Annotated in this window: 18 protein-coding genes and 3 pseudogenes; 11 read left to right on the forward strand and 10 right to left on the reverse strand. The window is 40.5% G+C overall.

Annotated elements, in window-relative coordinates; all coding sequences use genetic code 11:
- Positions 1-68: 68 nt before the first annotated feature.
- From FTU92_RS11725 to FTU92_RS11735, 3 genes are read right to left on the reverse strand one after another with little or no spacing between them, the layout of a single operon-like run.
- Complete coding sequence (locus tag FTU92_RS11725; protein ID WP_180096305.1) at positions 69-3245, reverse strand: tyrosine-type recombinase/integrase; 3177 nt, start codon at positions 3243-3245, stop codon at positions 69-71.
- The gene (locus FTU92_RS11730) at positions 3229-5499 is read right to left on the reverse strand and encodes a hypothetical protein (RefSeq protein WP_070153152.1); all 2271 of its coding nucleotides are present in this window, start codon (positions 5497-5499) and stop codon (positions 3229-3231) included. Before FTU92_RS11730 ends, FTU92_RS11725 begins: the two co-directional genes overlap by 17 nt.
- The gene (locus tag FTU92_RS11735) at positions 5486-6190 is read right to left on the reverse strand and encodes a hypothetical protein (RefSeq protein WP_094069346.1); all 705 of its coding nucleotides are present in this window, start codon (positions 6188-6190) and stop codon (positions 5486-5488) included. Before FTU92_RS11735 ends, FTU92_RS11730 begins: the two co-directional genes overlap by 14 nt.
- A 684-nt stretch (positions 6191-6874) precedes the next feature.
- On the opposite strand from FTU92_RS11735, the gene FTU92_RS11740 reads away from it, so the two are divergent.
- The 8 genes from FTU92_RS11740 (at position 6875) to FTU92_RS11775 (ending at position 16161) form a co-directional block, all read left to right on the forward strand.
- Positions 6875-8098, forward strand: coding sequence for an efflux RND transporter periplasmic adaptor subunit (locus FTU92_RS11740; protein ID WP_004974297.1), 1224 nt, complete (start codon positions 6875-6877; stop codon positions 8096-8098).
- Positions 8099-8108: 10 nt separating this feature from the next.
- Positions 8109-11192 carry an efflux RND transporter permease subunit gene (locus FTU92_RS11745; protein WP_004974298.1) on the forward strand — a complete coding sequence of 1028 codons (3084 nt, stop codon included), beginning with the start codon at positions 8109-8111 and terminating at the stop codon, positions 11190-11192.
- Entirely contained in the window at positions 11185-11508 is a 324-nt protein-coding gene (locus tag FTU92_RS11750; RefSeq protein WP_004974301.1) for a DUF3240 family protein, read from the forward strand. Before FTU92_RS11745 ends, FTU92_RS11750 begins: the two co-directional genes overlap by 8 nt.
- A gap of 77 nt (positions 11509-11585) precedes the next feature.
- Positions 11586-11978, forward strand: a complete 393-nt coding sequence (locus tag FTU92_RS11755; protein WP_257218819.1) for a hypothetical protein — start codon at positions 11586-11588, stop codon at positions 11976-11978.
- A gap of 401 nt (positions 11979-12379) precedes the next feature.
- Positions 12380-12670: a helix-turn-helix transcriptional regulator gene (locus tag FTU92_RS11760; RefSeq protein WP_070153163.1), complete on the forward strand. Its 291-nt coding sequence runs from the start codon at positions 12380-12382 to the stop codon at positions 12668-12670.
- Entirely contained in the window at positions 12660-14009 is a 1350-nt protein-coding gene (locus tag FTU92_RS11765; RefSeq protein ID WP_154320132.1) for a type II toxin-antitoxin system HipA family toxin, read from the forward strand. The genes FTU92_RS11760 and FTU92_RS11765 overlap by 11 nt, the downstream gene beginning before the upstream one ends.
- 18 nt (positions 14010-14027) lie before the next feature.
- Positions 14028-15032: a YecA family protein gene (locus FTU92_RS11770; RefSeq protein ID WP_070153169.1), complete on the forward strand. Its 1005-nt coding sequence runs from the start codon at positions 14028-14030 to the stop codon at positions 15030-15032.
- A 10-nt stretch (positions 15033-15042) separates the two neighbouring features.
- On the forward strand, positions 15043-16161 hold the full coding sequence (locus FTU92_RS11775) for a hypothetical protein (protein WP_179989052.1): 1119 nt from the start codon (positions 15043-15045) through the stop codon (positions 16159-16161).
- 143 nt (positions 16162-16304) lie between these two features.
- Here the strand turns inward: FTU92_RS11775 and FTU92_RS11780 are convergent, their stop codons facing one another.
- Positions 16305-17618, reverse strand: a complete 1314-nt coding sequence (locus tag FTU92_RS11780) for an ATP-binding protein (protein ID WP_070153175.1) — start codon at positions 17616-17618, stop codon at positions 16305-16307.
- A 237-nt stretch (positions 17619-17855) separates the two neighbouring features.
- Between FTU92_RS11780 and FTU92_RS14175 the strand changes: the two are divergent.
- Positions 17856-18161 (forward strand): annotated as a pseudogene (locus tag FTU92_RS14175) (transcriptional regulator).
- A pseudogene (locus FTU92_RS11790) lies at positions 18158-19072 on the forward strand (type II toxin-antitoxin system HipA family toxin); the annotation flags it as partial. The pseudogenes FTU92_RS14175 and FTU92_RS11790, both read left to right, overlap by 4 nt.
- A 44-nt stretch (positions 19073-19116) precedes the next feature.
- On the opposite strand, the gene FTU92_RS14110 reads toward FTU92_RS11790, so the two are convergent.
- From FTU92_RS14110 to FTU92_RS11805, 4 genes and pseudogenes are all read right to left on the reverse strand, one after another.
- On the reverse strand, positions 19117-19893 hold the full coding sequence (locus FTU92_RS14110) for a DEAD/DEAH box helicase (protein WP_257219781.1): 777 nt from the start codon (positions 19891-19893) through the stop codon (positions 19117-19119).
- Positions 19894-21524, reverse strand: a pseudogene (locus FTU92_RS14115) (DEAD/DEAH box helicase family protein); the annotation flags it as partial.
- A gap of 25 nt (positions 21525-21549) precedes the next feature.
- The gene (locus FTU92_RS11800; protein WP_000354814.1) at positions 21550-21921 is read right to left on the reverse strand and encodes a type II toxin-antitoxin system HigA family antitoxin; all 372 of its coding nucleotides are present in this window, start codon (positions 21919-21921) and stop codon (positions 21550-21552) included.
- A gap of 31 nt (positions 21922-21952) precedes the next feature.
- Positions 21953-22255 carry a type II toxin-antitoxin system HigB family toxin gene (locus FTU92_RS11805; protein ID WP_154320130.1) on the reverse strand — a complete coding sequence of 101 codons (303 nt, stop codon included), beginning with the start codon at positions 22253-22255 and terminating at the stop codon, positions 21953-21955.
- A gap of 390 nt (positions 22256-22645) precedes the next feature.
- Here FTU92_RS11805 and FTU92_RS11810 point away from each other — a divergent pair, with 390 nt between their 5' ends.
- Positions 22646-22849: a hypothetical protein gene (locus FTU92_RS11810; protein WP_094069354.1), complete on the forward strand. Its 204-nt coding sequence runs from the start codon at positions 22646-22648 to the stop codon at positions 22847-22849.
- A gap of 22 nt (positions 22850-22871) precedes the next feature.
- Here the strand turns inward: FTU92_RS11810 and FTU92_RS11815 are convergent, their stop codons facing one another.
- Together FTU92_RS11815 and FTU92_RS11820 are read right to left on the reverse strand one after the other, a co-directional pair.
- The gene (locus FTU92_RS11815; protein WP_179989051.1) at positions 22872-23753 is read right to left on the reverse strand and encodes a hypothetical protein; all 882 of its coding nucleotides are present in this window, start codon (positions 23751-23753) and stop codon (positions 22872-22874) included.
- Positions 23754-23820: 67 nt separating this feature from the next.
- Positions 23821-25374 carry an esterase-like activity of phytase family protein gene (locus FTU92_RS11820; protein ID WP_167846514.1) on the reverse strand — a complete coding sequence of 518 codons (1554 nt, stop codon included), beginning with the start codon at positions 25372-25374 and terminating at the stop codon, positions 23821-23823.
- Positions 25375-25405: the final 31 nt, after the last annotated feature.

Raw genomic sequence — 25405 nt, forward strand, 5'->3', positions numbered from 1 at the left:
ACACTCACCATTAAAACTTAGGTGTAGCACGAGAGTTAAGCAGTATCCGTTACGATGATTTATTGAAGTCATTTTATTTCTAACTGCAATTGAGCAGGCCTACCAATGCAAGCCAGATGTAAACAAAATTTAAAAGCCGGTAGTGCTTTGCCTTGTTTTAAGGAATATAGCTGTAAGCGTGCATTATTTTCTTTTGTTGTTGGGTAACCTTCTAGTTTCTGATTTGCCTTGGCAAGTTTGAGTAGATTCGGCGTAATTTCTTTGTTTAAAAAATTAACCATATCTATTCCAAGTAAATGCCACATGTTGGCAGGAAACAGATCTTTGGCCGCATAGTAGAATTTTTCCAGATTCTGAATATTTTTCCGCGTTGAATGTAAACCTGTATGTGAAGCAGTTACGTGATTAATAAAGAATTCTAAGACATACCTAATATTTTCAGGTGACTTTTGATAGCAGGCTTGTAGATAGTTAAAAAAATGTGTGACCAATAAAAGGTCCTCATTAGTATCAATCATTGACGGTTTGATGTATTGCAGTTCGGTTATATGAAAAAGTCTTGGATTGTTTTTTCTAGATTTAAGTTGTTTGAGTTGGATTGCATTGTCATACCAATACTTGATGAGCTCATGAGATAGGCAAAGTTCTTGTGCTACGCGCTCCGTATCATATTTGTATAACTCTAATAAGCAGAGTGCCTTATAAAATAGATCAAGATCGATTTTAGATTCTGGAGTCGCGACAAAATAGTCAAAAATACAATGTTCTTGCGTTTGATTTACCTCTAATTCTGCATGTAGTGTGTGAGCATTGCTCGCTATCCATTTTTCTTGATTGTTTAGAAGGAGTTTACAGAGCGTTGTAGCATGCATTTCAAAATTGAATTCAGACTGATCATTGAGCGATTTTAGAAAATGTAACTCTTGTGTTGAATTGCTTATCCCCAGCATTTTCTTAACCAAACCATTGCTTAGTAATGGGCGATATTTGGAAAATTGATAACCTGCAATAAAGTAAGCTACATGAATATAACTTTTAAAGGTCTCGATGGGTTCGAGATGCCCCAAAAGATGTGCGATGATAATCCAATGATTTTGATCAATTGAATTACGTAATAACTCAGCCCTGAGCTGATTATATTCAACTTCCGTATAGTCTGTGAGGCTATCAGACAAAAAATGATAATCACATTTAAAAATTAATGCTAAATGATTTGCTGCAGAATGTCTAAATGAATGAAATGTATAGTGATGTTGCTTGAATAACTGATCCATAAAATTTGTCAGCATGTGCTGGCTGAGTTTCTTATTCTCATTGAACTGACTGAATAAATAATCATTCGGTTTTTTTGTTAACCGCTGTTTGACAACATATTGATGAAATTGTTGATACTCAGATGCTTTGAGTAAGCAATACACGGGCACGCTACGTTGCGCGCTGTCAGTCTTTAATCTGTGTTCATTGCCTATTTTTTCTGACCCATATGGCTTGACCAATAATGATATTCTGTTTAATCCTTCAGTATCTTTGATACGTAAACCAATCATTTCATTAATTCGCATCCCAGTTCTGTAAGCAAGCGTATAAATAAGACTAAGATTTTCATAGTCATGTTGAGAGATGATATTTTGTAGATGTGCTTGTTGAAGTTTTTTGATTAACAGTTGAAATGTGACTGGGCTGATAATACGTGTGCGTGGTCTGGTTTGTTGATCCAGCGTCTCTAAAGTGAATGCTGGGGCATCGAATAGTTGTTCTTGAAATTGATGAAAACGTTTGAGTGTTTTTACAATTTGAGCAGCCGATTTTTTAACAGTATCTTCGAGCAGACTTTCAGCAATACAGTTATTTTGATAAATCTGTGCATATATTTTTTGCAGGCGTGTTTCTTCATCGTCCTCAGAAAATTGATATTGTAAAGAATAGATTAGCCAAGGCTCACCAATTCGAGTGTAGTATGTGTAAATTGAGCTTTTGGCTAACTGGCTATTGTTGGAAATGATTTTAGCAAAAATTGTAGCGCAAAAATCAAATCTCTGAGCTAGCAGATCTATATCTTCTTGAGGTGGTTTAAAGAGACTAATTAACCACAGGGTGATTCGTTTACTGTATTCATTAAAGAGTTTTGCATTCTCCATACAATAATCGATCATGAGTTGATAGATTGGGGCATCTGTTTGGCGAAGACGAATAATTTTTAATAAGTCTTTATGAATTTTTAGTACATCTTTTAGTGCATCTTGCTCATGATGCAAATAAACAGTTTGTGGAGGTAAATTCTTAGACTGATGAATGACTTCAGTAGTGAGCTCATGCTTATATTTAAATTTTGGTTGCACAAAACGCTCAAACTCTTGTTCGGGTAAACCACAACTGAGTAAATTCCCGATGAGGCATTCAGAGAGCGCCGGATCTATATCTACGTTGGGAAGCTGTAACCAGTTGTAGCGAGCATGCTGAAGTAAATGCGATAAGCTATTTTTTTTAAACTTTTTCTTTATTTTTCGAAAGATATACTCAAGATAGCCCTCTACGGGAAGATGAACATGTCGAATATCTCTCAGATTAAAATGTATTAGCCACAGACGTGTGACGGGGTCTGGAATAAAATTTCTAGATTTTCGAACAGTATATTCATCAATAAAAATATCGCCATAATGATTAGAATGGGATTCTAAAAAAAGAATATTAAGGTCTTTATAATGGCGTACTTTTACTGGATTTCTGAGGTGTTCAAGCAAGGCATTAAGTTCAGCTTTTTCATTTAAGCCACCAAATAGAATGGCAGACAATATAATATTGCCCACGATTTCCTCATTTGAGAATGAGTCACAGCTTTCAGCCAATTCCCAATAATTATAAAGCTGTTGTACGAGGTCATTTATTTCATGACCATCGGCATTCCAGCTCATGGTCACGATAGGCTTATCTCTTTTAATATCTAAAACAGCATGAGGCAGCTCTAAATCCAAGCGATGCTGAGCATTTAACTCTTTGATGTAATCTTCAAAAAAATCATATGCAAACTTGATCCACTTTTTACTCGTAGAGTTTTTCTTGATGTGGCTATAAACCTCGCCGTAATCACCTAGCAAATGTGGATTCTGATCAAACTGCTGTTCTGAAAAATATTTGCGGAGTGAAGCATGAACTTCATTTTGAATTTTTTGTTCATTTAATTGTCGAGTAAGTTCTCGTTTCTTTTCGGCAAACAGTTGATCTGCTTTTTTAAGCGATGAGGACATTTAAATTCACTCCAATAATTTCAAAATATTCCTGCATTTCATTTAAATGTGTTGCGAGCGCGCGATATTGGTTCAGAGACAAACTAGAAAATGGATGTGCGGCTTCCTGTTGGAAGGCTTCATGTCCAAAAAGTGCAAGTATTAAAGGCTCGGGGATTTGTTTGTTGGTGAGAAAGGCACGTGTTGTATGGCGGTGCCAGTTGGGATGTGCTAACCCAACTTCAGGATGAAAGTCACGCACATTGGAAGGTGTAAGCGGAGTGAGTGTGCCATTTTGTAAAAGATTTAACAGAGGCTGTTCATTATTAAATATGGCATCAATTTGGGCTGAGATTTCGCGGTTAATCGCCATGTAATGTTGTTGGATATGTTCGAGGAAACGAAGATATTTCTTTAATTCACCGATGAGAAATGCACAAAGTGGAATCAAGCGTCCAAAGCCACGTCTACCACCGACCTCTTTGTCAGACAGCATAATTGTCTGTTGCTGAAAACTTATATTATTCAAAAAACCTGGAAAGTCCCGAACAGGTCGTGCAGCGGTAAACAAAAGTAGGATATGCCACATCCAAATGCTATAAGCATTAAAACTTTCTACCCAGTCGTTATCTGAAGTCGTATAAATTTTGGTGTAAAGATAGAAAAGGATGTCCTTTATGACATTTTTACTTGGTGCTTTTTGGCTACCAAAGCAGATGGACTGATCACTATAGACAATATCACCGTAGTCATTTTCAGCGAGCTGTGTACATAGTTCAGATAAAACTTTGACATAATTTTTTTGTAATTTATTTACATTGTAATGGCAGTAAGAGCTTGAAGAAGAGTGACTTGCATCTACACCAGTGATGATGTCAGCAAGTTGCCTATTGCCTGTTTTTTGCAAAATAACATGATGCAGTAATGAGCTAGTTTTTGATAAGTTCAGCTGAGGAATTTTGACTTCATCTTTTATTATTCTAATTTTTTTCTTTAGCTCATCTTCAGTGATGATTGGTTCTGCTTTGATACGATCAATAAAGTGATTTGGGATAGGGATATCTAAATGAACGGTGTTATTGATCAGTGACTCCGGATATTCAAACGTTGCATCTTCAAAAATGCTGAATTTGGTTGAGAGATAGTATTGGTCACTTTGCAATTTAATGACTTGGCGATGATTTAATCTTTTTACACGCCTTTTTTGAAAATTTAACCAGTCTTTAAAGCCAACGCCTGTGATTAAGCAAAGTAATACAACGAGCACGCTTTTATCATTATGTTTTTTATCATCATGATACAGGTATGTAATTAGGTCAGAAATAGTATAAACACTTGGGAGTAAACAACTTGCAGTGAGCAAATGATCTTGTCGTTGCATATGTTTTGGAATTAACGAAAGTGCCATACGTTGGGCATTTTTAGAATGTCTGGCAAGTGGTGTAATCTGATCTGCTTGAACAATAACAGAGGGGTCTTCTTGCTCGTCAAGGGCTTGCTCATTAGCTAAACCTCTATTACTTTTTTTAGTCTCAATGATTTCGTTAATAGTTCCATCGGTATCCCATGTACGATATTGCAGTTTACTATCTACACTTGATTTGGCAATTTTTGGACGGCTTTTTAGTACATAATTGAATGCAATACGTAATTCATCACAGAAATTTTTCTGAAAATCATTTAGTTCTTGATCTGCTTCAGGTTGAAGAGCAGACTCTACAAATTGCTCTAATGATAGAAATAAAGCAGGGAATTTAAGAGTTAAGAATGCTTGATAATCTAATGCGTGAGCATCTTTTTTTTTTGCAAAAAAAGACTTGTTTGCAACGCGGAAACGCTGAAATAAGCGCTTAATCGTATTGAGATGCTCTGTATGTTGTTTTTCAAATAAATCTGGTTTGATCTGCGGCAATGCTAATAAATATAGTGCTGCTTTAAGGACGAGCACATTCCAGGTGAGTAGTTCCGTGTGCGCATGATAAATGCTGGCAATACTGTTGATGTAATACGTGATTGGGGAATCACCAATTTTAGATTTTCTAGACGCTTGGAGAGTAGCGGGAATGCGAGGTGGTGAACTTGTAGAAATATCAGATTCAATCTCACTGAGAACAAGCCCCTTAAGATAATCTGAGCAGTCATGGTAAACCAATAGATCTGCGATAAAGTTAATATGTGCATGAAGACACAAATCCTCTGCATTAAAAAGCTTTTTTAATAAGTCTGATAATAAAATTTTGGGTTGAGGAAGGGGCTTAGTTTCACTTTCGTGCATATGAACAATTCCAAAAATCTGTTGGATTTGGTGAAAAATCATTTTGATTTAAATAATGATCGACGACTTTTGATTGCTTGCTGACTTCGTCAAGTAGATGCTGGCGACGTGCATGGATTTTTCTGTTTCTATTGTGGAGTTGTGTATGGCTAAAATTGAGTAACTTACCAAGCCCCTCAAGACTGAGCGTTTTATGTGCTTTGAATGAATGTAAGCGATTAAAGTCGAGTAAAACTTCAGTCGAAATATATCGGTTGATCGCTTGCTGAAGATGCTGCGGATTTAAATTGTGTATATCAAAAGTATTTGCTTGCAAAAAACTTAAGAATTCAAAGCTTGCATAGTGTTTGAGTTGTTGTTGTAAGTTGGCATCAGGTGGGAACGTATATACATGTAATTCCTGAGGTGAAGGCGGAAGCTTCATGTGATGCAGGTACAAATCAAAATTATCAGCGATCCAGAAATTGGATATTCCTGCTATAGACCAAACATTGAGTTTGTTTGATGCTAAACGAAAATGAGAAGTTAATCGTAGAGCTCGAAAGGCCATGTGATAGCAGTGATGAATGCCAGCAAAATCTGGATGAGTGTTTAATGCGAGTTTAGAAAGATCTCGCTTGAAGATAATTTTGGGGTTATCAAAATTAAATGAACATTCAGAAGTTACTTGTTTACGCGTTCCACGGCACATATTTAGATTATTAAAATATAACTATGATACATTTCTACTATTTAACTGTTTACTTTTCAAGTAATCTAACGGTATTTATTGTGTAAGTGTAGAAAAGTAGACACAATTTATAGTTTTGGTGTGCATAATTTAATTTGGTTCTATTTTTATTAGTAATATTTTTAAGCTATTACCGAGGTTGGGATTGATTGATTGTATGGCTGTGATTCCTGCTACAAAGTAGTAAAAGTTAGATCATAAAAATACCCCAACCTTGGCAAGGTCACCGAGATTTATTCCATTAAATGACCTTAATTATAAGTATATGATTTGATTACTGGTATATAGTTTTTGGTGGAGTAAAATTTTGATCAATTTAGATCATTTAATGTGGTTTTGGTCACTTCATTTTAGACATTTTAGTTTATAAAAGTCACCTATGTTTTGATGCTGATTTTCGTGAGAAATAATAACAATATATAGTTTAATATAATGATTATTAATAATTTATAAATCGACTACAACATGTAGTAGCGAAGATGCTCAAAATGCACTTACTACGTAACATCAGTTAAATAAAAGTCTCCCACAAACCCAATACGGTTCACTTGGGCCTATGCAGTCTGAAATAGGTTTATAAACTTAATCTGATCTTAAGAACTTAATCTTAGCTTTGTAGAGAAAATCTCTTGAAGGATGAAACGAGTGGATCAGCGAGTAGATGTACTAAATTTTAAAAAACTATTATATCTAATGAGCGTCTTGATCTTGATTAGCCTTGGGCTATGGTGGGGAAGTAAGCTGCTCTCGAATAAAAATATAGAGGCTAAAGTAGAGAGACAGGTTTCAGAGGCTGAGAGGAGTCCTGAAGTCTCAGAGCAACAAATCTTAATTTCTTCAAAACAAATTGAGCAAGTTGGGATCAAATTACACACATTAGGTGCTTCTTCTACTAACATACAAAAACAAATTATTTTACAAGGGCAAGTACAGTGGTCACCAGAAAGCAAAGTTGTACTGACTAGTCCTGTTTCAGGAATGGTGCAGCAAGTTTTGGTACAACCCTTGGCAGAAGTTACCCGGAATCATCATGTACTTGCTGTACATAGTCCAGATTTAATTCAGATTCAAAATGAAATATTGCAGCTTCGTGCTCAACAACAATTAGCCCAGCAAAATTTAACACGTGAACGTAGCTTATATGCTGAAGGCATTATTGCCGAGAAGCGTGTGCAAGAGGCACAGAATCAAGTACAGCGTCTTAATATTAACTTAGGTGCAAAACAGCGAATGCTGCAATTTATGGGAGGAGGGCAGGTAAATAGTCTAAATTCCATTGTCTATGTTAAAAGCCCAACAAGTGGTTATATAGAAAACTTACAGGTTTCTACAGGTCAGTATGTTGAGGCTGGTACAGTATTAGGTCAACTTGTAAACGCTGATTCACCGTTACAATTGTTATTACAAGCTAATTTAGCTGACAGTAAATATGTGCATATTGGGGATGTTGTTCAGGTTGAAGGTTGTGATATTACAGGGCATATACAAAATATCGCTCCAGCACTTGTAGGGAATACACAAACTCAAAATATCATCGTACAAATGGATACCAAACATAATTGTTTGCGGGTGCAACAATTTGTCAAAGTTCATGTTCAAAGTAAGCAGCCAACAGTAATTGCAGCATGGCCAGTACCAAGTACTGCCATAACCTCACAAGATGGTAAACACATTATTTTTGTTAAAAATCAGAAGGGGTTTGAAGCTGTAACGGTTGAAGTTCTATCAGCTGATCAGCAGCAAAGTTATATTACAGCTGAAAAATTAAAACCCAAAATGCAACTTGCTATCAGTGGTGTAGAGCGTCTCAAGGCGGTGTGGTCTGGCTTTGGTGCAGAGCAAGCACCTATTAGCACTACAGAACGTTGAGGTGAGACATATGTTAAAACGTCTTATCGCCTTTTCACTTAGTCAGCGCATTTTAATATTATTGCTCACATTGGCGATCAGTGTGGCAGGCTACATTGCTTTTACGAAACTACCAATTGATGCTTTTCCTGATGTGTCAAGTACGCAAGTACAAATTGTGATGAAATCGCCCGGCATGACGCCCGAAGAGGTGGAAAGCCGTATTGTTGTACCCATTGAACAAGAAATGTTGGGAATATCTCATCAGACAGTAATGCGTTCGCAATCTAAATACGCGATTGCGATTATCACATTAGACTTTGCTGAAGGCACTGACCCTTATTGGGCTAGACAACAGGTGAATGAACGTTTAAGTAATGTGATGTCTGCATTACCAAGTAGTACGTCAGGTGGAATTGCACCCATGACGACCCCATTAGGTGAATCTTTTATGTTTACCTTACATGGGCCACTCAGTGATATGGAAAAACGAACTCTACTTGATCGGGTGGTTCGTCCACAACTTCGTAAAATTGAAGGGGTCGCCGATGTTAACGCTTTGGGGGGACTTGTTCGTACATTTGAAGTGACCCCTAATTTAGAGGCCCTGGCGGCACGAGGCTTATCTTTAACACAGCTACAACAGGCAATCGAGCTAAATAATGCCAGTGATGGTGCTGGGCGGCTTAATGAAAATGGAGAGTCATTACTGATCCGAAGCGATAGCCGCGTCAGAAACCTTGAAGAGTTAGGCGATATTATTGTTTCTAGCCATCAAGGAACATTGGTGCGGGTTAAAGATGTTGCACAGGTACATACTGGAGCACTCACACGCTATGGTGCAGTGACTGAAAATGGCCAAGGTGAGGCTGTCCAAGGTATTGTATTAACTTTAAAAGGTGCGAATGCACGTCAAGTCGTTCAACATGTTCGTGAGCATTTGTCCGACATTGAAAAAACTCTGCCACAGGGTACAACGATTGAACCATTTTATGATCGTGGTGAGTTGGTAAACCGAGCCATTCATACCGTAAGTAAAACGTTATTAGAAGCTATTGTCTTAGTCTTGATTTTACTTTTATTGTTCTTAGGAAACCTAAGGTCTGCTTTAGTGGTTGCGGCAGTTTTACCATTATCTGCACTAAGTACTTTTTTGATGATGCACCATTTTGGTTTAAGTGCCAATTTAATGTCTTTAGGTGGTTTGACGATTGCGATTGGTTTATTAGTGGATGCTGCAGTTGTAGTGGTTGAAAATATTGAAATGCAACTTGCTGAAGCAAAAGAGTCACCGCAACGTTCTTTTTTACCGCCATTAAATATGATTTACCGCGCAGTGTCTGAGGTTGCAGTACCAGTCACAGCAGGCATGATCATTATTATGTTAGTGTTTATTCCATTGGTCACGCTTGAAGGATTGGAAGGGAAGCTCTTTTCACCTGTGGCTTTAACAATTGTATTTGCTTTATCAAGTTCACTAATTTTTTCTTTGACAGTGATTCCTGTACTGTGTTCATTCTTTCTAAAACCGAAAGCACATCACACACCCTTTTTAGTAGCTAAATTAGAAACTGGTTACCGAAAACTTTTGAATCTGAGTTTAGCCCATCCTAAACAGATTTATGTCTTAGCAGGTGGTACCTTACTTCTGGCTGCATTGATTTTCCCATTCATTGGAAAGTCATTTATGCCAACCATGGATGAGGGAGATACTATTTTACAGTTAGAAAAAATCCCTTCGATTAGCTTACAAAACTCAATTGCATTAGATCTGGATATTCAAAAACGTATTTTGGAACAAGTGCCTGAAGTTGAAAGAATTGTGGCACGTACAGGTTCTGATGAATTGGGATTAGACCCTATGGGGTTAAATGAAACAGATAGTTTCATTGTGCTAAAACCACAAACGCAATGGCAAGTCAAAAATAAAGAGCAAATTTTAGAAAAAATTCGTCTTGTACTTCAAGATGTTCCTGGCGTGAACTTAACATTTAGTCAACCCATAGAGATGCGCACTTCAGAAATGTTGTCTGGAGTACGAGGAGATTTGGCTGTCAAAATTTTTGGAAGTGATTTAGACCAGCTTAATGATTTATCAAAGCAAATTGCAATAGTTCTACAAGGCATTGAAGGCAATGAAGATGTCATGACACTCGAAAATTCGGGAGTACAGTATCAAGAGCTGCGAATCCATCGTGATATGGCTATACGAAATCAATTGGACAGTCAAAATGTTCAAGCCCAACTCAAGATGCTCGTGGAAGGCAAAGAAATAGGTTCCATTATTGAACAGGGGCGCCCTGTTCCATTAATGATGAAAGGGGATCCACGTTTGGGAGAGTCGAGTTTTGAATTTTCCAATATTGCCTTGCCAATTGAGAATGCAGCTGCAGTGCCATTGTTATCTTTAGCAGAAGTGGTTAAGACTGAGGGTGTCGTAAAAATTGATCGTGAAAATGCATCACGAATGTCAGTGGTACGTGCCAACGTACGTGATCGTGATTTAGTTAGTTTTGTAGATGAAGCAAAACAATTGGTTGCAGAGAAAGTCAAGTTACCAACCGGCTACTCACTCAAATGGGGGGGGCAATTTGAAAACCAACAACGTGCGGCTGCTCGCTTAATGCTTGTTGTACCTGCTGCATTAACAATGATCTTCTTTTTACTATTTACGACTTTGGGTTCGGTGCGTCAAGCCGTATTGGTTTTCGTCAATATTCCCTTTGCGTTAGTCGGTGGAGTATTTGCATTAGCATTAACAGGTGAGTATTTATCTGTTCCTGCATCAGTTGGTTTTATTGCCTTGATGGGGATTGCTGTACTGAATGGTTTAGTGATGATTAGTTATTTTAATCAACTGATTTCTCGTGGTGTTGCAATTGAGGAAGTTGTTCGTGAAGGTGCTATGCGCCGTTTACGTCCAGTCATGATGACCGCGAGTATTGCAGCTTTAGGTTTGATCCCATTGTTATTTACTACTGGCCCTGGTGCCGAGATTCAACGTCCATTGGCGATAGTTGTGATTGGAGGGCTTATTTCTTGTACTTTGCTGACTCTGATTTTACTTCCTAACTTGTTTAAAAAATTTGGTTTAGCGCGAGATCATCATGTCTGAAATATGCCAACTCTCTATTAACGTGTCCTCTGATATTGCTGAAGAACTTATGGAGCATTTGTGGTTAATTCCTGAGTTGATTTCAGGGTGTACTTGTGTCAACGCACAAGGGTTTGGTAATCGCCAACATTATCGTAATGTTCAGGAAAAAATTCGCGGAGCAACTGAACGGAATCTTATATTGCTGATTGTACAACACGAATCTGTATCATTGGTTTTGGCGCATATTCAGCAAAAATTTAAATCAAGTGATTGTTTTTATTGGGTCATACCTACATTAATTTCTGGTTATATGAGCCAAGGAGCACTTGACTAATGACATTAAATATCAAATTTAAATCAACACTTCTAGGCCAAATTTGGTATCTGTTTGGGTTGGGCTATTGTTTTACAGTGGCTTCGACAGCAATTGCAAAACCTCAACTTGAAGCTGCTTTGCCACCACTTGAAGCAGTACAACAGAGTCTAGTAGAACATCCGAATGTGCGTGCTGCAATATCAGAGCAAGATTATGCAGACTTTGCCCGACAAGGATTAAAAGTAGGGCAAAATCCGTGGACTGTTACAGCCGGTATGCAAGTACGTAAGACGGATACACAACTAGAGCGAAAACAAGCCAATAGTTATGAACCTAGTTTGGGGATAGAAAAACAAATACGTTTGCCTAATAAATACCGGCTAGATCAAGATCTAGCACAACGTATTTCAAGTATTGCAGAAACCCCAACCTTGGCAATAGTCACCAACATAATTTACATTAAATTGTATAAATTGCTGTGTATATAAGTACAATAACATCAATAACTTACGTTTTAAAATATTTTTATTGGAATTAATGTTTATTAAGATCGTTTAATTTTGGTCACATAAGTTTTTAAAAATTTACCAAATAATCACCAACATAATTTTGTGATGATTAATTAGGTAAACCGAATGGTAAAAAATCAGGTTGATGGAGTTATATATGGCTGAACCGTACCGGGTTTGTCGGAGACTTTTTTATTTAAGTTAGGCCACCTGACCTAACGGGTTAATCTTATGCTGCTGTTAGGGTCTAAAAATAGCAGTTTTGAAGGGCTTTATCGAGTGATTTTTTCAACACTCTACGCAATTATGGATATCATAGTATCCACTTTATGTTTTATTTCGCTATAATGGATATAACTGTATCCATTTGGTCTTTGCGGATGAATTTTACCTTACTTGATGATACCGATGTAAGCCAAGCTTATGCGGCTTATTTACGTGAGTTACGCAAGCAGGCAAAGCTGTCGCGCGCTGCATTGGCTGAGCGAAGCTGCGTACCTGCGGCCACCATTAAGAAATTTGAGCTGACCGGGCAAATTTCATTTCGTCAATTGCTGTTGCTATGGCAGACACTTGATTCGCTAGATAGGCTTTATCAGCTCACGCAACTTAGCAAAGAACGCGCTGCTATACCCATGAGTATTGATGAGGTGCTAAAAGATGAGTTTTAAACCGATTCAGAAGCTTAATGTTACTCGTACGCTAAGCTCAGGTGAGCAGATATCTGTTGGAGTCTTGGCGCAGAATCGGCAAGGCGTTTTTTTTCAGTATACTGACGACTATTTGCAGCAGTTTGGCAATTTATCACCGTTTACCTTGCAAGCGAATACGCTAGTTCAAGCCGCACCTAAAGCGCCGCACCAAGGTGTACATGGCGTATTTGGGGATTGTTTGCCCGATGGCTGGGGCATGTTGTTACAAGATCGTATTTTCCGGCAAAAGGGCATCCTACCTAATCAATTAACGGCGATGGATAGACTGGCCTTTGTCGGTGATAAAGGCATGGGAGCGCTGTCTTTTGCTCCGGTGTCTGAGTTTTCAGCCACGACATACGCGGACATTGATTTAGCAACCTTGGGCTTAGAAGCACAAACGCTGTTCGATGCTTCAATGTCAGATTATATGGATGATAATCACGATGAGTTAGATGGGCATACGCAACAGGTGTTGGCCGCATTAGTCGCCGGTGGTAGTTCGGGTGGAGCAAGGCCTAAGGCGCAGATTTATATGCCTGCAGGGGAAACTCAGCATTGTCGAACCTTTGCTCAGCCTGGAGATGAGGCTTGGCTGATTAAGTTTACCTCGAAAAATCTCGCGCTCGGGCATGAAGAAGGGTTGTGTGAAGCGGTTTATTTGCAAATGGCCGAGCTTGCCAAGTGCCAACCACCAGTCTGGCAACTCATTGAAGCACCAACTACAAGCGGTGCGTCTGCCTGGTTGGCGCTTAAGCGTTTTGATTATGTCACGGAGCAGGCCCGTTTAAGCGGTAATCGCAGTTCAGGTCGCTTGCATATGCACAGCGCTTGCGGGCTGCTGGATGCAGACTTTCGAACGCCAAGTTTAGATTATATTGACTTGATCAAAGCCAGCCGTCAGTTGTGTAAATCTCCTGCTGCTGGGCAGCTGCAATTTCGCCGTGCCGTTTTTAACCTGCTGTCGTCTAACCAAGACGACCACAGTAAAAACTGGGCGTTTTTGCAAGCGGATGACGGTCAATGGAACCCTGCACCTTTTTACGATGTTACCTACAGCCCACATCCATTCAACGAACACGCCACTGCTTTCGGCGGTTATGGCAAAGCGCCATCGCTTAAGGTGATGCAAAAACTTGCTACTAGTGCTGGCTTTGCGAATTGGAATGATGCAAAGCAAGTTATTGAAGAAGTCGCAGAAGCCATCAGCCAATTTACGTATCTTGCCAAGCAACAAGGGATCAGTAAAACAACAATGTCCGTGATTGCTAAGACATTGGAGCAGCGTAAACAAGAAAATGCAGCGCTTTTTCTATAACAATAAGAAGGGACAGTAATGAAGCTCGGCCGAAACGATCCTTGCCATTGTGGCAGTGGTAAAAAATTTAAACGTTGTTGTATGAGCAGCGTTTCCAAGCAACATGCCCAAGTCTTCGATGATGTTGAAACCATGCTGGCAATGAACCCAAATTTGAGTCTTGATGAACTCAATGCCGCTTTGCAGCACAAAGTGCAAGAACGCAATCATCAACCTCATCCCGATTTTTGTGGCGTAACGCCAACGCAAATGGCCAATTGGCTTTATGCGCCTTTTGATGAATTAAAGTGGGTGACAATTTGCACTCCCGACTCTCTTTCTGCCAGCCCAATAATGCGTTATCTAGCCCTCATTCTTGATGAGGCCATGGCGCAAGAAGGCTCCTTCAAAGCCACGAGTAAAGGCAACTTACCGGCTAAGTTGGTTAAACAGGCCAGTGAGTTATTGCCTGAGTTTGCCGTTGCTCAATTAGAACGTAGTATAAGCATCAGCGAGTTTTCGGGCAGCAATGAAGACAAATTTAATGCCTTGCACTACACCCGAGTGCTTGCCGAAATTAGCGGTATTATTTATCGGCGCAGTGGCCGCTACCATGTAAAAAAATCAGCGCAAAAGCAGTATCAAGCGCTAGGCATACAGGCCTTTTTCAAACCTATGTTAGAGGCCGCTATCAGCAAATATAACTGGGGTTATTTGGACAGTTTCGAATACGATGTCGACTTGCGCACTTTTTGGTTGTTTATGCTGTGGCGTATTCAAAGCCACAACAGTGTGGAGCAGCTTGTGAAAGAGGTGATGACAGCTTTCCCTAATCTATTGCTGGTATTCCCTACGGATGATTACTTCTCGCCAGAAAGAAACTTAAGTATGCTCATCGAATCACGATTTATTGAGCGATTTTTGCAGTTTTGGGGATTTGTAACGATTGACCCAAGACGTTATATAAACGCTGAACAAGTCGCCAGAGTGATTCAGGTACAGCCTTTGTTAAAACAAACTTTTCAATTCACAATAAATAAATAGCAAGGTCACCGTGAGCGAATTTCAATACTATAAATTTGAGCGTCTGGATGGGTATTTAGATGCTAAAGCACGTCAAGCACTCAGAGCCATTTCAAGCCGTGCCGAGATCAGCGCTACGGCCTTTCAGGTGTATTACACCTACAGTGATCTAAAGGCCGAGCCTTTTGAGCTGATGTTAAAATACTTTGATATCGGTTTTTACTATGCCGATTGGGGCTCAATCGATGTATACATCAAGCTACCAGCAGGAACGCTTCCAGATGCGTTACTTGGCTTTTCAAGTGATGGACTTCATGTTCACGAAAACGATGAGTGGCAGTTGCTGATTTTTTCCCTTGAGGAGTGTGATGAGTATTTTGACGATGAGCATGCTGACGACTTTTTCCAGCATTTAGCCGCTTTACGCGGCGGGTTAATGCAAGGGGATTGGCGCCTTGTGTACTTAATGTGGCTCAAAGCGTTTGATTTTAATGATGGCGTTGAGCGAGTGCCGTTAATTCAATTCGATTTTGAGCACCTCAGGGAAGAGGAGCAGTCGTTTGCTGCGCTGTATGATATTCCCTTAGCATTGGTTAAGGCGCTCGCCATGGTGCTGAGCGAACAACCCAGTCACCAAGCCAAACAAACTCAGCTTACGCTTGATGCGTGGATCCATAATCTCTCGCAAGCAGAGAAAGACACGCTATTACGCACGTTGTTTGAGCAAGGCCAGCTAACCCGTCACCAAGCCTTAGCGCTGACGCGAAAAGAACCTGTCAACACAGACGAGATCTATCAATACTGGTTAACTTCCGCCGTCATTTCTCCTTTCATTGAGCAAGCGCAAAGTCAATTACAGCAAGAGCAAGCCGCAGCACTCGCAAAAAAATTAGCTATCGAAAAAGCGGAAAAAGAAAAAGCGTTGACGTATATCTACAATCAACGTGAGCACTACTGGCAGCAATCACAAGAGCAAGCGGATCGAACTTGCGCCAGTGGTTACGATGCGGCATCACGCTATCTGCATCAGCTGTTTGAGGCCTATCAGTTCAAAGCTGATGAAGCGGCGTTTGAACAACGTTTTAAGCGCTTTGTTGTGGCGAATAATAGCCGTAAAGCACTGTTAAATCGCTTGAGTGATTTGCTTTAAACGATGAGGCGATAGGCTGGCCAAATGACGTTAGCAAAAAACCGATTGAGGGTTGGTTGAAAGGTTGTAAGCCCACCAAAGGTCTACAAATTGTTACCTATGAAGTCACTTTGTGTAGACCTCGGGGTCTAAGTAACGCGCTTTTACCATCTCTGTGGTAAATACTGCGTGAAATACAAAGGCATCACGATATTGGTTTGCTCTAATGCGGATGAGCCTTGTGTACCCGTTAACTTAAAGGTTTTACTTGGAGTACATTTTTCAACGTAGGATGCCAACGATTTTGCTCTTGTACGTTTACCACTTTTGACCTCCACAGGGACGATATCGCCTTCATCGGTCGCCAAAATAAATTCGATTTCGGCACGGGCGTCATTCCATGAATAGCTTGGGTCAACGCCAATGGCAGTGAGCTCTTGTTGCACAAAGTTTTCAGCCACATAACCTTTGTATTCATAGTTTTGTTGCTTAATTTCTTTATAACTGCTGCCGAGCATATGATTAAGCAGACCCACATCAAACAAAAACAGTTTCACCATATTTTCTTTTTTATAGGCCGCTAACGGAGATTTCGGCAATCCTTCAATAGGGTAGTTTGGCAAAGCTAGGCGGCAGCAGTTAAGCCAATGGATCGCGGTTTCAAAATCGCTATAACGAGATTTACGCTCATGCACATGCTTAAATTTAAAGCGTTTAACCGACTCATCGCTGACAAGTGATAGCTGGGCTGGAATGCTATTAAATACCGATTCAATCAGTGTGGTGTCGACCTTGCCCGCGTACTTACCAAAATCGCGGCGATAACCTTCCACTAAATCGGCATGAATTTTTGTGACTTTTTCAACACGCTCTAGAATGCTTGAATCCTTATACTGATACCAAGCAGAAACGGCTTCCGGCATACCACCAGTAAAAAAGTAGTCAGTGAGTTTGTCCATCAATTTGGTGTGTACTGCCGGTGTGCTTGCTTGACTATCAAACGCTTTGATCAGCGCTTGCTCGTTGGATGCGTAAATAAATTCTTGGAAGGTCAGTGGTCGTAAATTGTATTGTTCTACCTTGCCCACAGGGAAGGTGTTGAGCAAACCAATATTCGAGCCGCTGGCAGCGACAAAATAGGACGGTGCTTTTTCAGCAAAGTACTTTAGTGAGGTAACGGCACGTTCACATTCGCCAATTTCATCTAATATCAGCAGATCGGTTTCTGGGTTGAACGCTTGGTTGGTTAACAACTCAATATTCATTACTAGCTCGTCAGGTGACAGAGAGCCATCGAACGCTTCTTTGTAGGCAGGGTTTTCAAGGAAGTCGATACGAAGGATGTTGGCAAAGGTATTCCCAAATAACTCTTGTAGCAGATAGGTTTTACCTGTTTGTCTTGCACCATCGATCAATAATGGCTTGCGCACCGGTTGATTTTTCCATGTTATTAGGGCGTTTAGTAAGTTGCGCTGCATTGTCATTTCCCGCCAATTAAGACTGTTAACTGCCTGTAGTATAACTCAGCCTACACTTTTACGCGCAGAAAAGTGCGGAATTTTACATTTTTATGCGCATAAAAGTGTAATTTGATGACCTTTGGCATTCAGGGATTCACATCATCGCCTTGGCCAACGCGCAAGCTAAACCTAAAAGTAGGATATAAATCCAATTATATTGAGTAAAGTGGGAATATAGTCCCTTTGGTTGGTGATATGGCTAAGCGTGACTTACACAATATATTGTTTCCAAAGCAGCGTAAAATCCTGACGCAGTTTGGTGAAGACTTGCTGTTGGCGATGAAAAGACGTGGTTTTACCAAAAAGCTACTGTGTGAACGTACTGGTTTTGATCATAAAACCGTGAATTAAGTCTTAGCCGGTGATCCGGGCGTTGCCATAGGCACTTACTTAAAGGTGATGGCCGTTCTTGGCATGGAAAGCAACTTTGCAGAAATGGCCGCCCATGATGAAGTGGGTATCAAGCTGCAAAACATAAAATTGCTGGAAGGTTCAAGATGAGCCGTGAAATCGTTGAAGTCTATGCCGACTGGCAGCCAATTGAAGCACCTTTGCTAATAGGGCTGCTTTCTTACAGCGATTCAAGCCGAGGTGGCGTGTTTAGTTTTGCCTACGATAAAGCATTTTTAACCTCAGCCTATCGCTTGCAAATTGATCCCATCCTGACCCTCCACTCCGGTGTACTCTAAAACGATGAAGTCGATAAAAGCTTCCGCGCATTTCTTGATTCATCGCCTGATAGATGGGGGCGTATTTTAATGCAGCGGCGTGCGGCGATTGAGGCGCGCAAAGGCATTCGAGCAACAAGTCGATTAAACGAATTGGATTACCTGCTGGGCGTAAATGACTCTTACCGGATGGGTGGTATTCGATTTAAGCGAACAGGCTCGAATGCTTTTTTGGACGACAATTCTGAATTTGCTGCGCCGCCAATGGCTTCTTTGCGAGAGCTAGAGCATGCAGCAATGCAGATTGAAAAAGACGATAACATCGACAGTGACGAGTATTACCGCTGGTTGAAAATGCTGATTTCTCCAGGCTCATCATTAGGTGGTGCAAGGCCCAAAGCTTGTGTCACAGATGAACAAGACCACTTGTGGATTGCTAAGTTTCCCAATTTAAACGATACCCATGATGTGGGCGCGTGGGAGATGGTCTGTTATGAATTGGCGTTAGCGGCAGGTGTTGACATGTTTCCAAGTGAGATGAGGCAATTTTCGTCACAGCACCATACCTTCTTAACAAAACGGTTTGACCGCGACGGTGACAAGCGGCTGCATTTTTCGTCGGCCATGACACAGCTTCAATACTATGATGGTGAACAATCTCAAGGTGCCAGCTACTTAGAGATTGCTGAATTTATTTCCAATTGTGGAGCACAAACCACAGCTGATTTAGCTCAGTTTTGGCGTATGGGGGTAAAGGCATGGGGAAGTGTTTAATGAAGTGCTGCTGTTTATTTTGGCTTGGTATTTGGTGAAGGGATGTTTTCTAATTTCAATGAAGGTTGCTTGTTACTGTTGTCATCAATGTACTCAAGGGCGTACCTCATAGCCTTGTAGCTTTTCTCGCGTTTTTTAAACATGCGTTGCAGCATAGGGAGAGTGCAGTCCACATAGTCGTGAATAGTGACTTGTGTTTTGCCTTCCGATTCACGATGAATACGACCGGCATATTGAGCCAATGTTCCTTTCCATGAGATGGGCATGGCCAAAAACAACGTATCCAGTCTTGGTAGGTCAAACCCTTCGCCTACATATTTTCCTGTTGCGACGACGACTTGAGCCGATTGCAGATGATTGTCAGCGTTCTTGCGTTCCGCAGCTTTCATGGCGCCTTTAAGTACGACAGTGCTTATACCCATTTCGGTAAGTCGTGAGTGTATGGATTCTGCGTGCTCTCTACGCTCTGTAAGGACTAACGGGTGTCCGCCATTTTGAACACACTCGTAGGCGTCTGAGACGATTTTTGAAGTGCGCTGCTCATTATTGACGAGCCAGCGGTAGGCATCGCTTATTTTGGGGCGCTCATCTGTTTTTATAAGCTCTGCTGCTGGTACATCGTAGAGCTGATGAATCATCACGGTTTGAGTAAATTGCTCATCAGGGCTTTGTTTCACTTTGTAGCGAATAGGCCCTGCCGCCATAAAAATGATCTTTTGATGACCATCTTGTCGCTCTGGTGTTGCTGTAAGGCCCAATACATATTTTGCTCTTACCTCGTTGAGTACCATTTCAAACCTTGGTGCAGATAGGTGGTGGCATTCGTCAACAATAATATGGCCGTAGTCTTGAATGAGAGGAGTGATGGAATTGTCTTTTTTATTAACCAAACTTTGGTAGGTGGCTATGTCGATAATGCCACTCGGCTTTCTTTTACCTCCGCCTATACTGCCAATGGTTACTTCGGGTAGGAACGTGCGTAAGCGCTCTTGCCATTGTCGAGCAGTTGTCGGCTATGAACCAGTATGAGGGTATTTACTTTGCGTTTTACGATCATAGCAATGGCAGTAACCGTTTTTCCAAATGCAGTTGGCGCATGCAAAATACCGAAGTCATGTTTAGATATTGCGGCCACTGCGTCACGCTGGTTCTTTCGCAAAGTGAACTCAGGGGTAAGCTTTAATAATGGTTTACCAATTTCACGCTTATCGTCAAATAGTGGCGAAATGTTTTGCTCTTGTAGCAAAGCAATCGCATCATCGAGGCAGCCTCGCGGTAGTGCTAGATAACCGTTTTCAATACGAGCACAGGAAATAAACCTCGGAATGCCATGGGTTGAAAAGCGCAACGCTTGTGTTTTAAAAAACACAGGATTAGAAAAACTAGCTAATCGCTTTAGTCCGGCCAGTAATGGCCCAGGTAACTCGCTCATCAAAAAGTAGATATGGTTGGCCAAGGTAATGGTCACGTTTTTCGGCAAAGACTCTAATTTTATTGGTGCGGCTTTGGCTGTGATTTCCCAAGGAGGGCGGTTGTCTGTTAGCCCTTGCTCGGACAGTAATAGGGTGTTGGGTGAAATAGTTGTTATGAGTTGGTCAATACTCGACTGAGTGAGCGTTTTAAGCTCAGCAAGGTACCGCCATTGATCATCGATGGCATTCAGGTCACTGTCAACAAAGCAACTACGACCTGAAAGGCGAGCCTCCTTTTGAAGTGGTAACGCAATGAGATTGCCAAACCCGCCTTCAGGAAGTACATCTTGGTTAGGAAAGAGCCTGTCATAGGAGTCAAACGATAGATTTGGAAATATTTCCATGGCTTTATCAAGCAAAGCGAAACCCAGTGCCCGAGCATGGTTCGCTGGGATATTGGTTTCAAAAAATATCCATAAGTGAGCCCCGTTGCCAGAACGCGAGATTTCTATCGCGTGCGGAATATCAAACGCTTGGCACACTTTAGACATTGCTTTGACTTCTTCTTGCCAACAGCCTTTGTCAAAATCGGCTGCCAACAAATAGCACGAATTATCTTTAAGTAGTGGATACAGACCTACCACTTGATGACCGGCAAGGTGCCTGTAAATAATGTGCTCGTTTAATTCGCTAAACTTTCGGTGTGAACAGTCTTGGCATTTAATGCGGGGTTTGTTGCATAGCCCGCTTACCCACTCATTATCACAGGCTACGGAATAGCCACTGCGCCCCTGTTGATTTTGCCAACGATTGGCAAAGATATCCTCTCTTCCACGAAATCGTTGTCTGAATAAGGCGACCTTTTGTTCTGGCGTGAATGTCTGTACTGAACGCTCGATTTGAGCGCTACGCAAAGCCTCTCTTAATGCGAGAAGCTGCTGCTTTTCATTTTCAAGCTCAGCTAGCCTGTTATCAATAGCAGAAATGTTTGGGTAGCGAGCGTCATTCATAACAAACTAATTTTGATTCGCAGCACTATAAAGCGCGAACTTGCGGTGGCTTGATCAGCGACTCTGCTGGAATACCTAACCCTTCATGAAGTTTCCAAATCATTTTTAGCGTGAGTGATCGCTTATGGTTTAGGATTTCATAAACACGATTGCTTTTACCTATCATGGGTTCAAGATCTTTAACGGTTAAGCCTTTGCGCTCCATCTCAAACTTTATTGCCTCAACAGGGTCTGGCAAATCCATTGGAAAATGCTTTGCTTCGTAGGCCTCGACTAACGTAACCAAAATGTCCAGCTTTTCGCCTTCGACGGTATCAGGCTCCGCCATCATTAGGTTTTCGATGTCGTTTAATGCCGCGCGGTAGTCGGCATCTGTTTTAATAGGTCTGATGTCCATTATATTTACCTCTTGTTACTACCTTTTGGCTTCAAATCGTTTGTACATCAATTTTATCGTATTGCGCATGGCTGCCGATAAACCGTATGTAAACCACTTTGTACGCATAATTGATCCAAGCAACTAACCGGTATTTATTACCGGCAATGTTAAACACGACACGCCCATCTTTGAGGATGCTGGCATTTCTAAAGTCCTGTTTCACATCCGCCGGTGCTCCCCAATCAGCGTTTAATGCATGCCTATACCAAGCTAACGTTGGCTCTTTAGCGTCAATGTATTCTGAGCTGTCTTCCCAAAATGTTTTTAAGGTTGATAGTGCGATAATTCTCATAAATAGATATTAGTCCCAATTTGGGACTTTTGCAAGTTTGGTATTCTTGATGCGGTTAGGAGTTGTTACCGCATCCCCAATTGCCCCATTCCTTGGGGCGGTTCACATCCCTCTTATTCACCCTCTTAAGCTCGGCATATCAAGTGTTGCCCCATTGTCCCAACTGCCACGGTAAGTGATCAAATGGGGGGCTTGCTATTTTCGCCTGATGGGCCTTTTCGACATGCGGCTGCGTTTGCCATCGAAGAAGGCCAATACTCTGAACCAATAGAGTGATTCTTCATACCCCAAGCTGTGCGTTGGACGTGCAGGCGGGATGAGCCCCAGTTTGCGTCCTAAACTGACAATCACGTAGAAGCGAACGGAAAATACCTATACGAGCCTGAAACTGTGGCTGAAGTTGAGCATATTCTAGGTGCTGTTGTTGTTCTATTAAGACAGCCGATTTATTCACTCGGTTTAGGCTGTGTGATTAATGTGTTTAGAACAGCCCAAGCTTTAAATATTGGGCTTGAAATTGGGGCAGAGAAGGATAACTTGTATCTCAAACCTGATCTGACAGTTACCCATTTTTTATTGTTTCTATCAGGTTAAATTTTCTAGATGTGTATGAAGGCTAATTGCAGAAATTTGATTGATATTGGTACACAAACTGAGTCTTTGTTGCTGTCGAAGTTGGTGCATTATATTGGGTTAAACCTTTTAAAGCACTGAAGCTTAAAGCAGCACGATCAACTACTTTTCTTGTGAAATTCGCATTGGGATCTGAATATTTAAACGAAATTTCTGCTAAAACAGGTTTTAGACTACCGTAAGGCAATAGGGTATACCATAAACTTAACTCTAAATCTGCATCGAATTCACCTAAATCAATCGTTGCACCACTATATTTTCGTTCATAGATAGTTAGACCACCAACTTGATTCAGGGCTAGACTATTATTAAAATTATAGTCATTTTTGAAGCCAGTAAATAGAATATTGATATCCTCAAAATCGTTAATGGTTCGCGAGGTTGGTACGGTTGTTGACTTGCTTGCAACTACAAGGAAACTCAAGTTATCTTTACGAGTAATGTCATCTTCTAGCTTAGTTTTTGCGCCTGATACATTGCTAGTCAAATCTTTGAAGTCAGCAATATAATGGTCATATCCACGATACTTTAAAGTTACTTCTTTTGTACCATTTTCATTACGCTCTCTGAAGCTGTATCCCATATTTTTTAAAGTACAGCTTCCTTGAGTATCGTAAAAGCGGATTTCTCTTTGTGTATCAAAGATCATAGCACCAGTTACGTCACGACTGATTTTATTTTCAATCGCATTTTTCACCGCTGAAAAATAGCTATTTATGCTGCTTGCTTCATTTCCATAATTAAAATTTATGGGATCTAATAGTACTTTGTATTCGCGAGATGTGGCTTTGGGAGATGCATAGCTCAGCGATGGTAGCACTGTAATTGCCAAGAAAGTTATCAAAGCCGATTGAGTTATTCTCATTTTTCTCTCTAGACAAAAGTTGAATTTAAAAAGCCCAAAAGTTTTAGCTTTTGGGCTTCATTCATTGTTATGGGTTGAAAAGATTTAACTTATCGGCAATATATAAGGTAGGTGTATCGACACGCATGCCCACATTATCCAAATACTTTTGCTCTAAACCATTGGTTGTCCAAAGACCCATGTCATCATCATTCACAATGCCAAGAGTTTGTCGGTTAATCAACCATAGACCTTCCATTTTGTCATGCGCATAACTTACACGTTTACCCATATCCAATACCAATGTTTTACTTACTGGCTGAATATTTAGTGCTTGTAATGCTTCCCATTTTTTATCGTTATTGATGAAATATTGCTCGAGGGTTTTACCTGCAATCGTTAAACCAAGTTTAGGATCTTGCACTAGATCGCCCTGAGTTGCGATATCCTCCAAATTGGTAGCATCCTTCAGATCAATACGATAAACATGTTTCATGATATTCGGATCGTCTTTAAGGAATTTGCCATCACGTTCCAGTACTAAAAACTCATGATCATTAATCGCAATAATAGCTGAGTTTGAGTTAGCATCAATTTCTTGACGATAGAGATACTGAGCAACTTTTCCTGTTTCAAGATTGATCGTCACAATACGTGTTAAGGTTGATTTATTAACAGCTTTAGTCGGTAAGTCCATTGTCGATTGCATAATCCCAACCAATGTTTTTTGGTCAGGTGTAATAGTTAAACCTTCCATACCACGGTTGGCACGACGATAACTAAATTCTTGCGGTAAAGTGAAGGTATTGCGCACATCATTTACAAAAGGATTAATACGACCAATTTCTTTTCCATTGGCATCATAGTGCACAATGTGAGGACCATATTCATCACTCACCCAGAATGTACCATCATTCAATGCTGCCAAACCTTCAGAATCGAGACCGTAATCATCAAGTTTGATAGGGTTCGTTATTGGGTCATAAGGCTTTGATGGATCTTTAGCGATGACCTTGCCATGAATATCGTAAGGTGTTTCGCCTGTACCACCTAGTGCAGCAGTATTCGGTAATCCACTAATATTATTTCCATCACGATCTTTTAATAAAATCGTTTTGATGAGTTTGATTGAGCCATCATCTTGTACCTCAAACAACCCAATTTTAGGTATATAGTCTGGCATTGGAAAAATCTTACCAGCACCATTCACGCCATCATTATAGTCAGCATTTGGGCCACGATCTGTGATTGCGTAAAATTGTTTATTGTTCGTAGGATGGGCAGCAACATCAGAGCCAAAGCCACCCTGTCGAAGTGTAAATGCACTCGCAATAGTTGTTCCATTCGCCTTAAAGCTTGTTAAGTTTTGGTAAGGCAATGCAACCCCTTGGGCAAATAAGTTTGGACCACACTGGATGGAGCTTTGCTGGATTTCATTCGCATCCAACTCACCATTTTGATTTTTATCCAAACCACTTTCAATACGTGTTCCAGCACTCCAGCAATCATCATTTCCAAGTACTAAAGGCGTCTGTTGAATCAAACTATTCAATCCATTTTGACCATTGTCCCCATCATCAGTACATGCGGTTAATAAAATTGTCGAAGCTAATAAAGCTAAGGTTAGTGGTTTTTTTTTCATTTTTTTGAAGCATCATGTTTAAAAAGCTTCA

The organism is Acinetobacter sp. YH12205 (genome assembly GCF_013418125.1).
GTDB classification, from domain to species: Bacteria; Pseudomonadota; Gammaproteobacteria; order Pseudomonadales; family Moraxellaceae; genus Acinetobacter; species Acinetobacter towneri.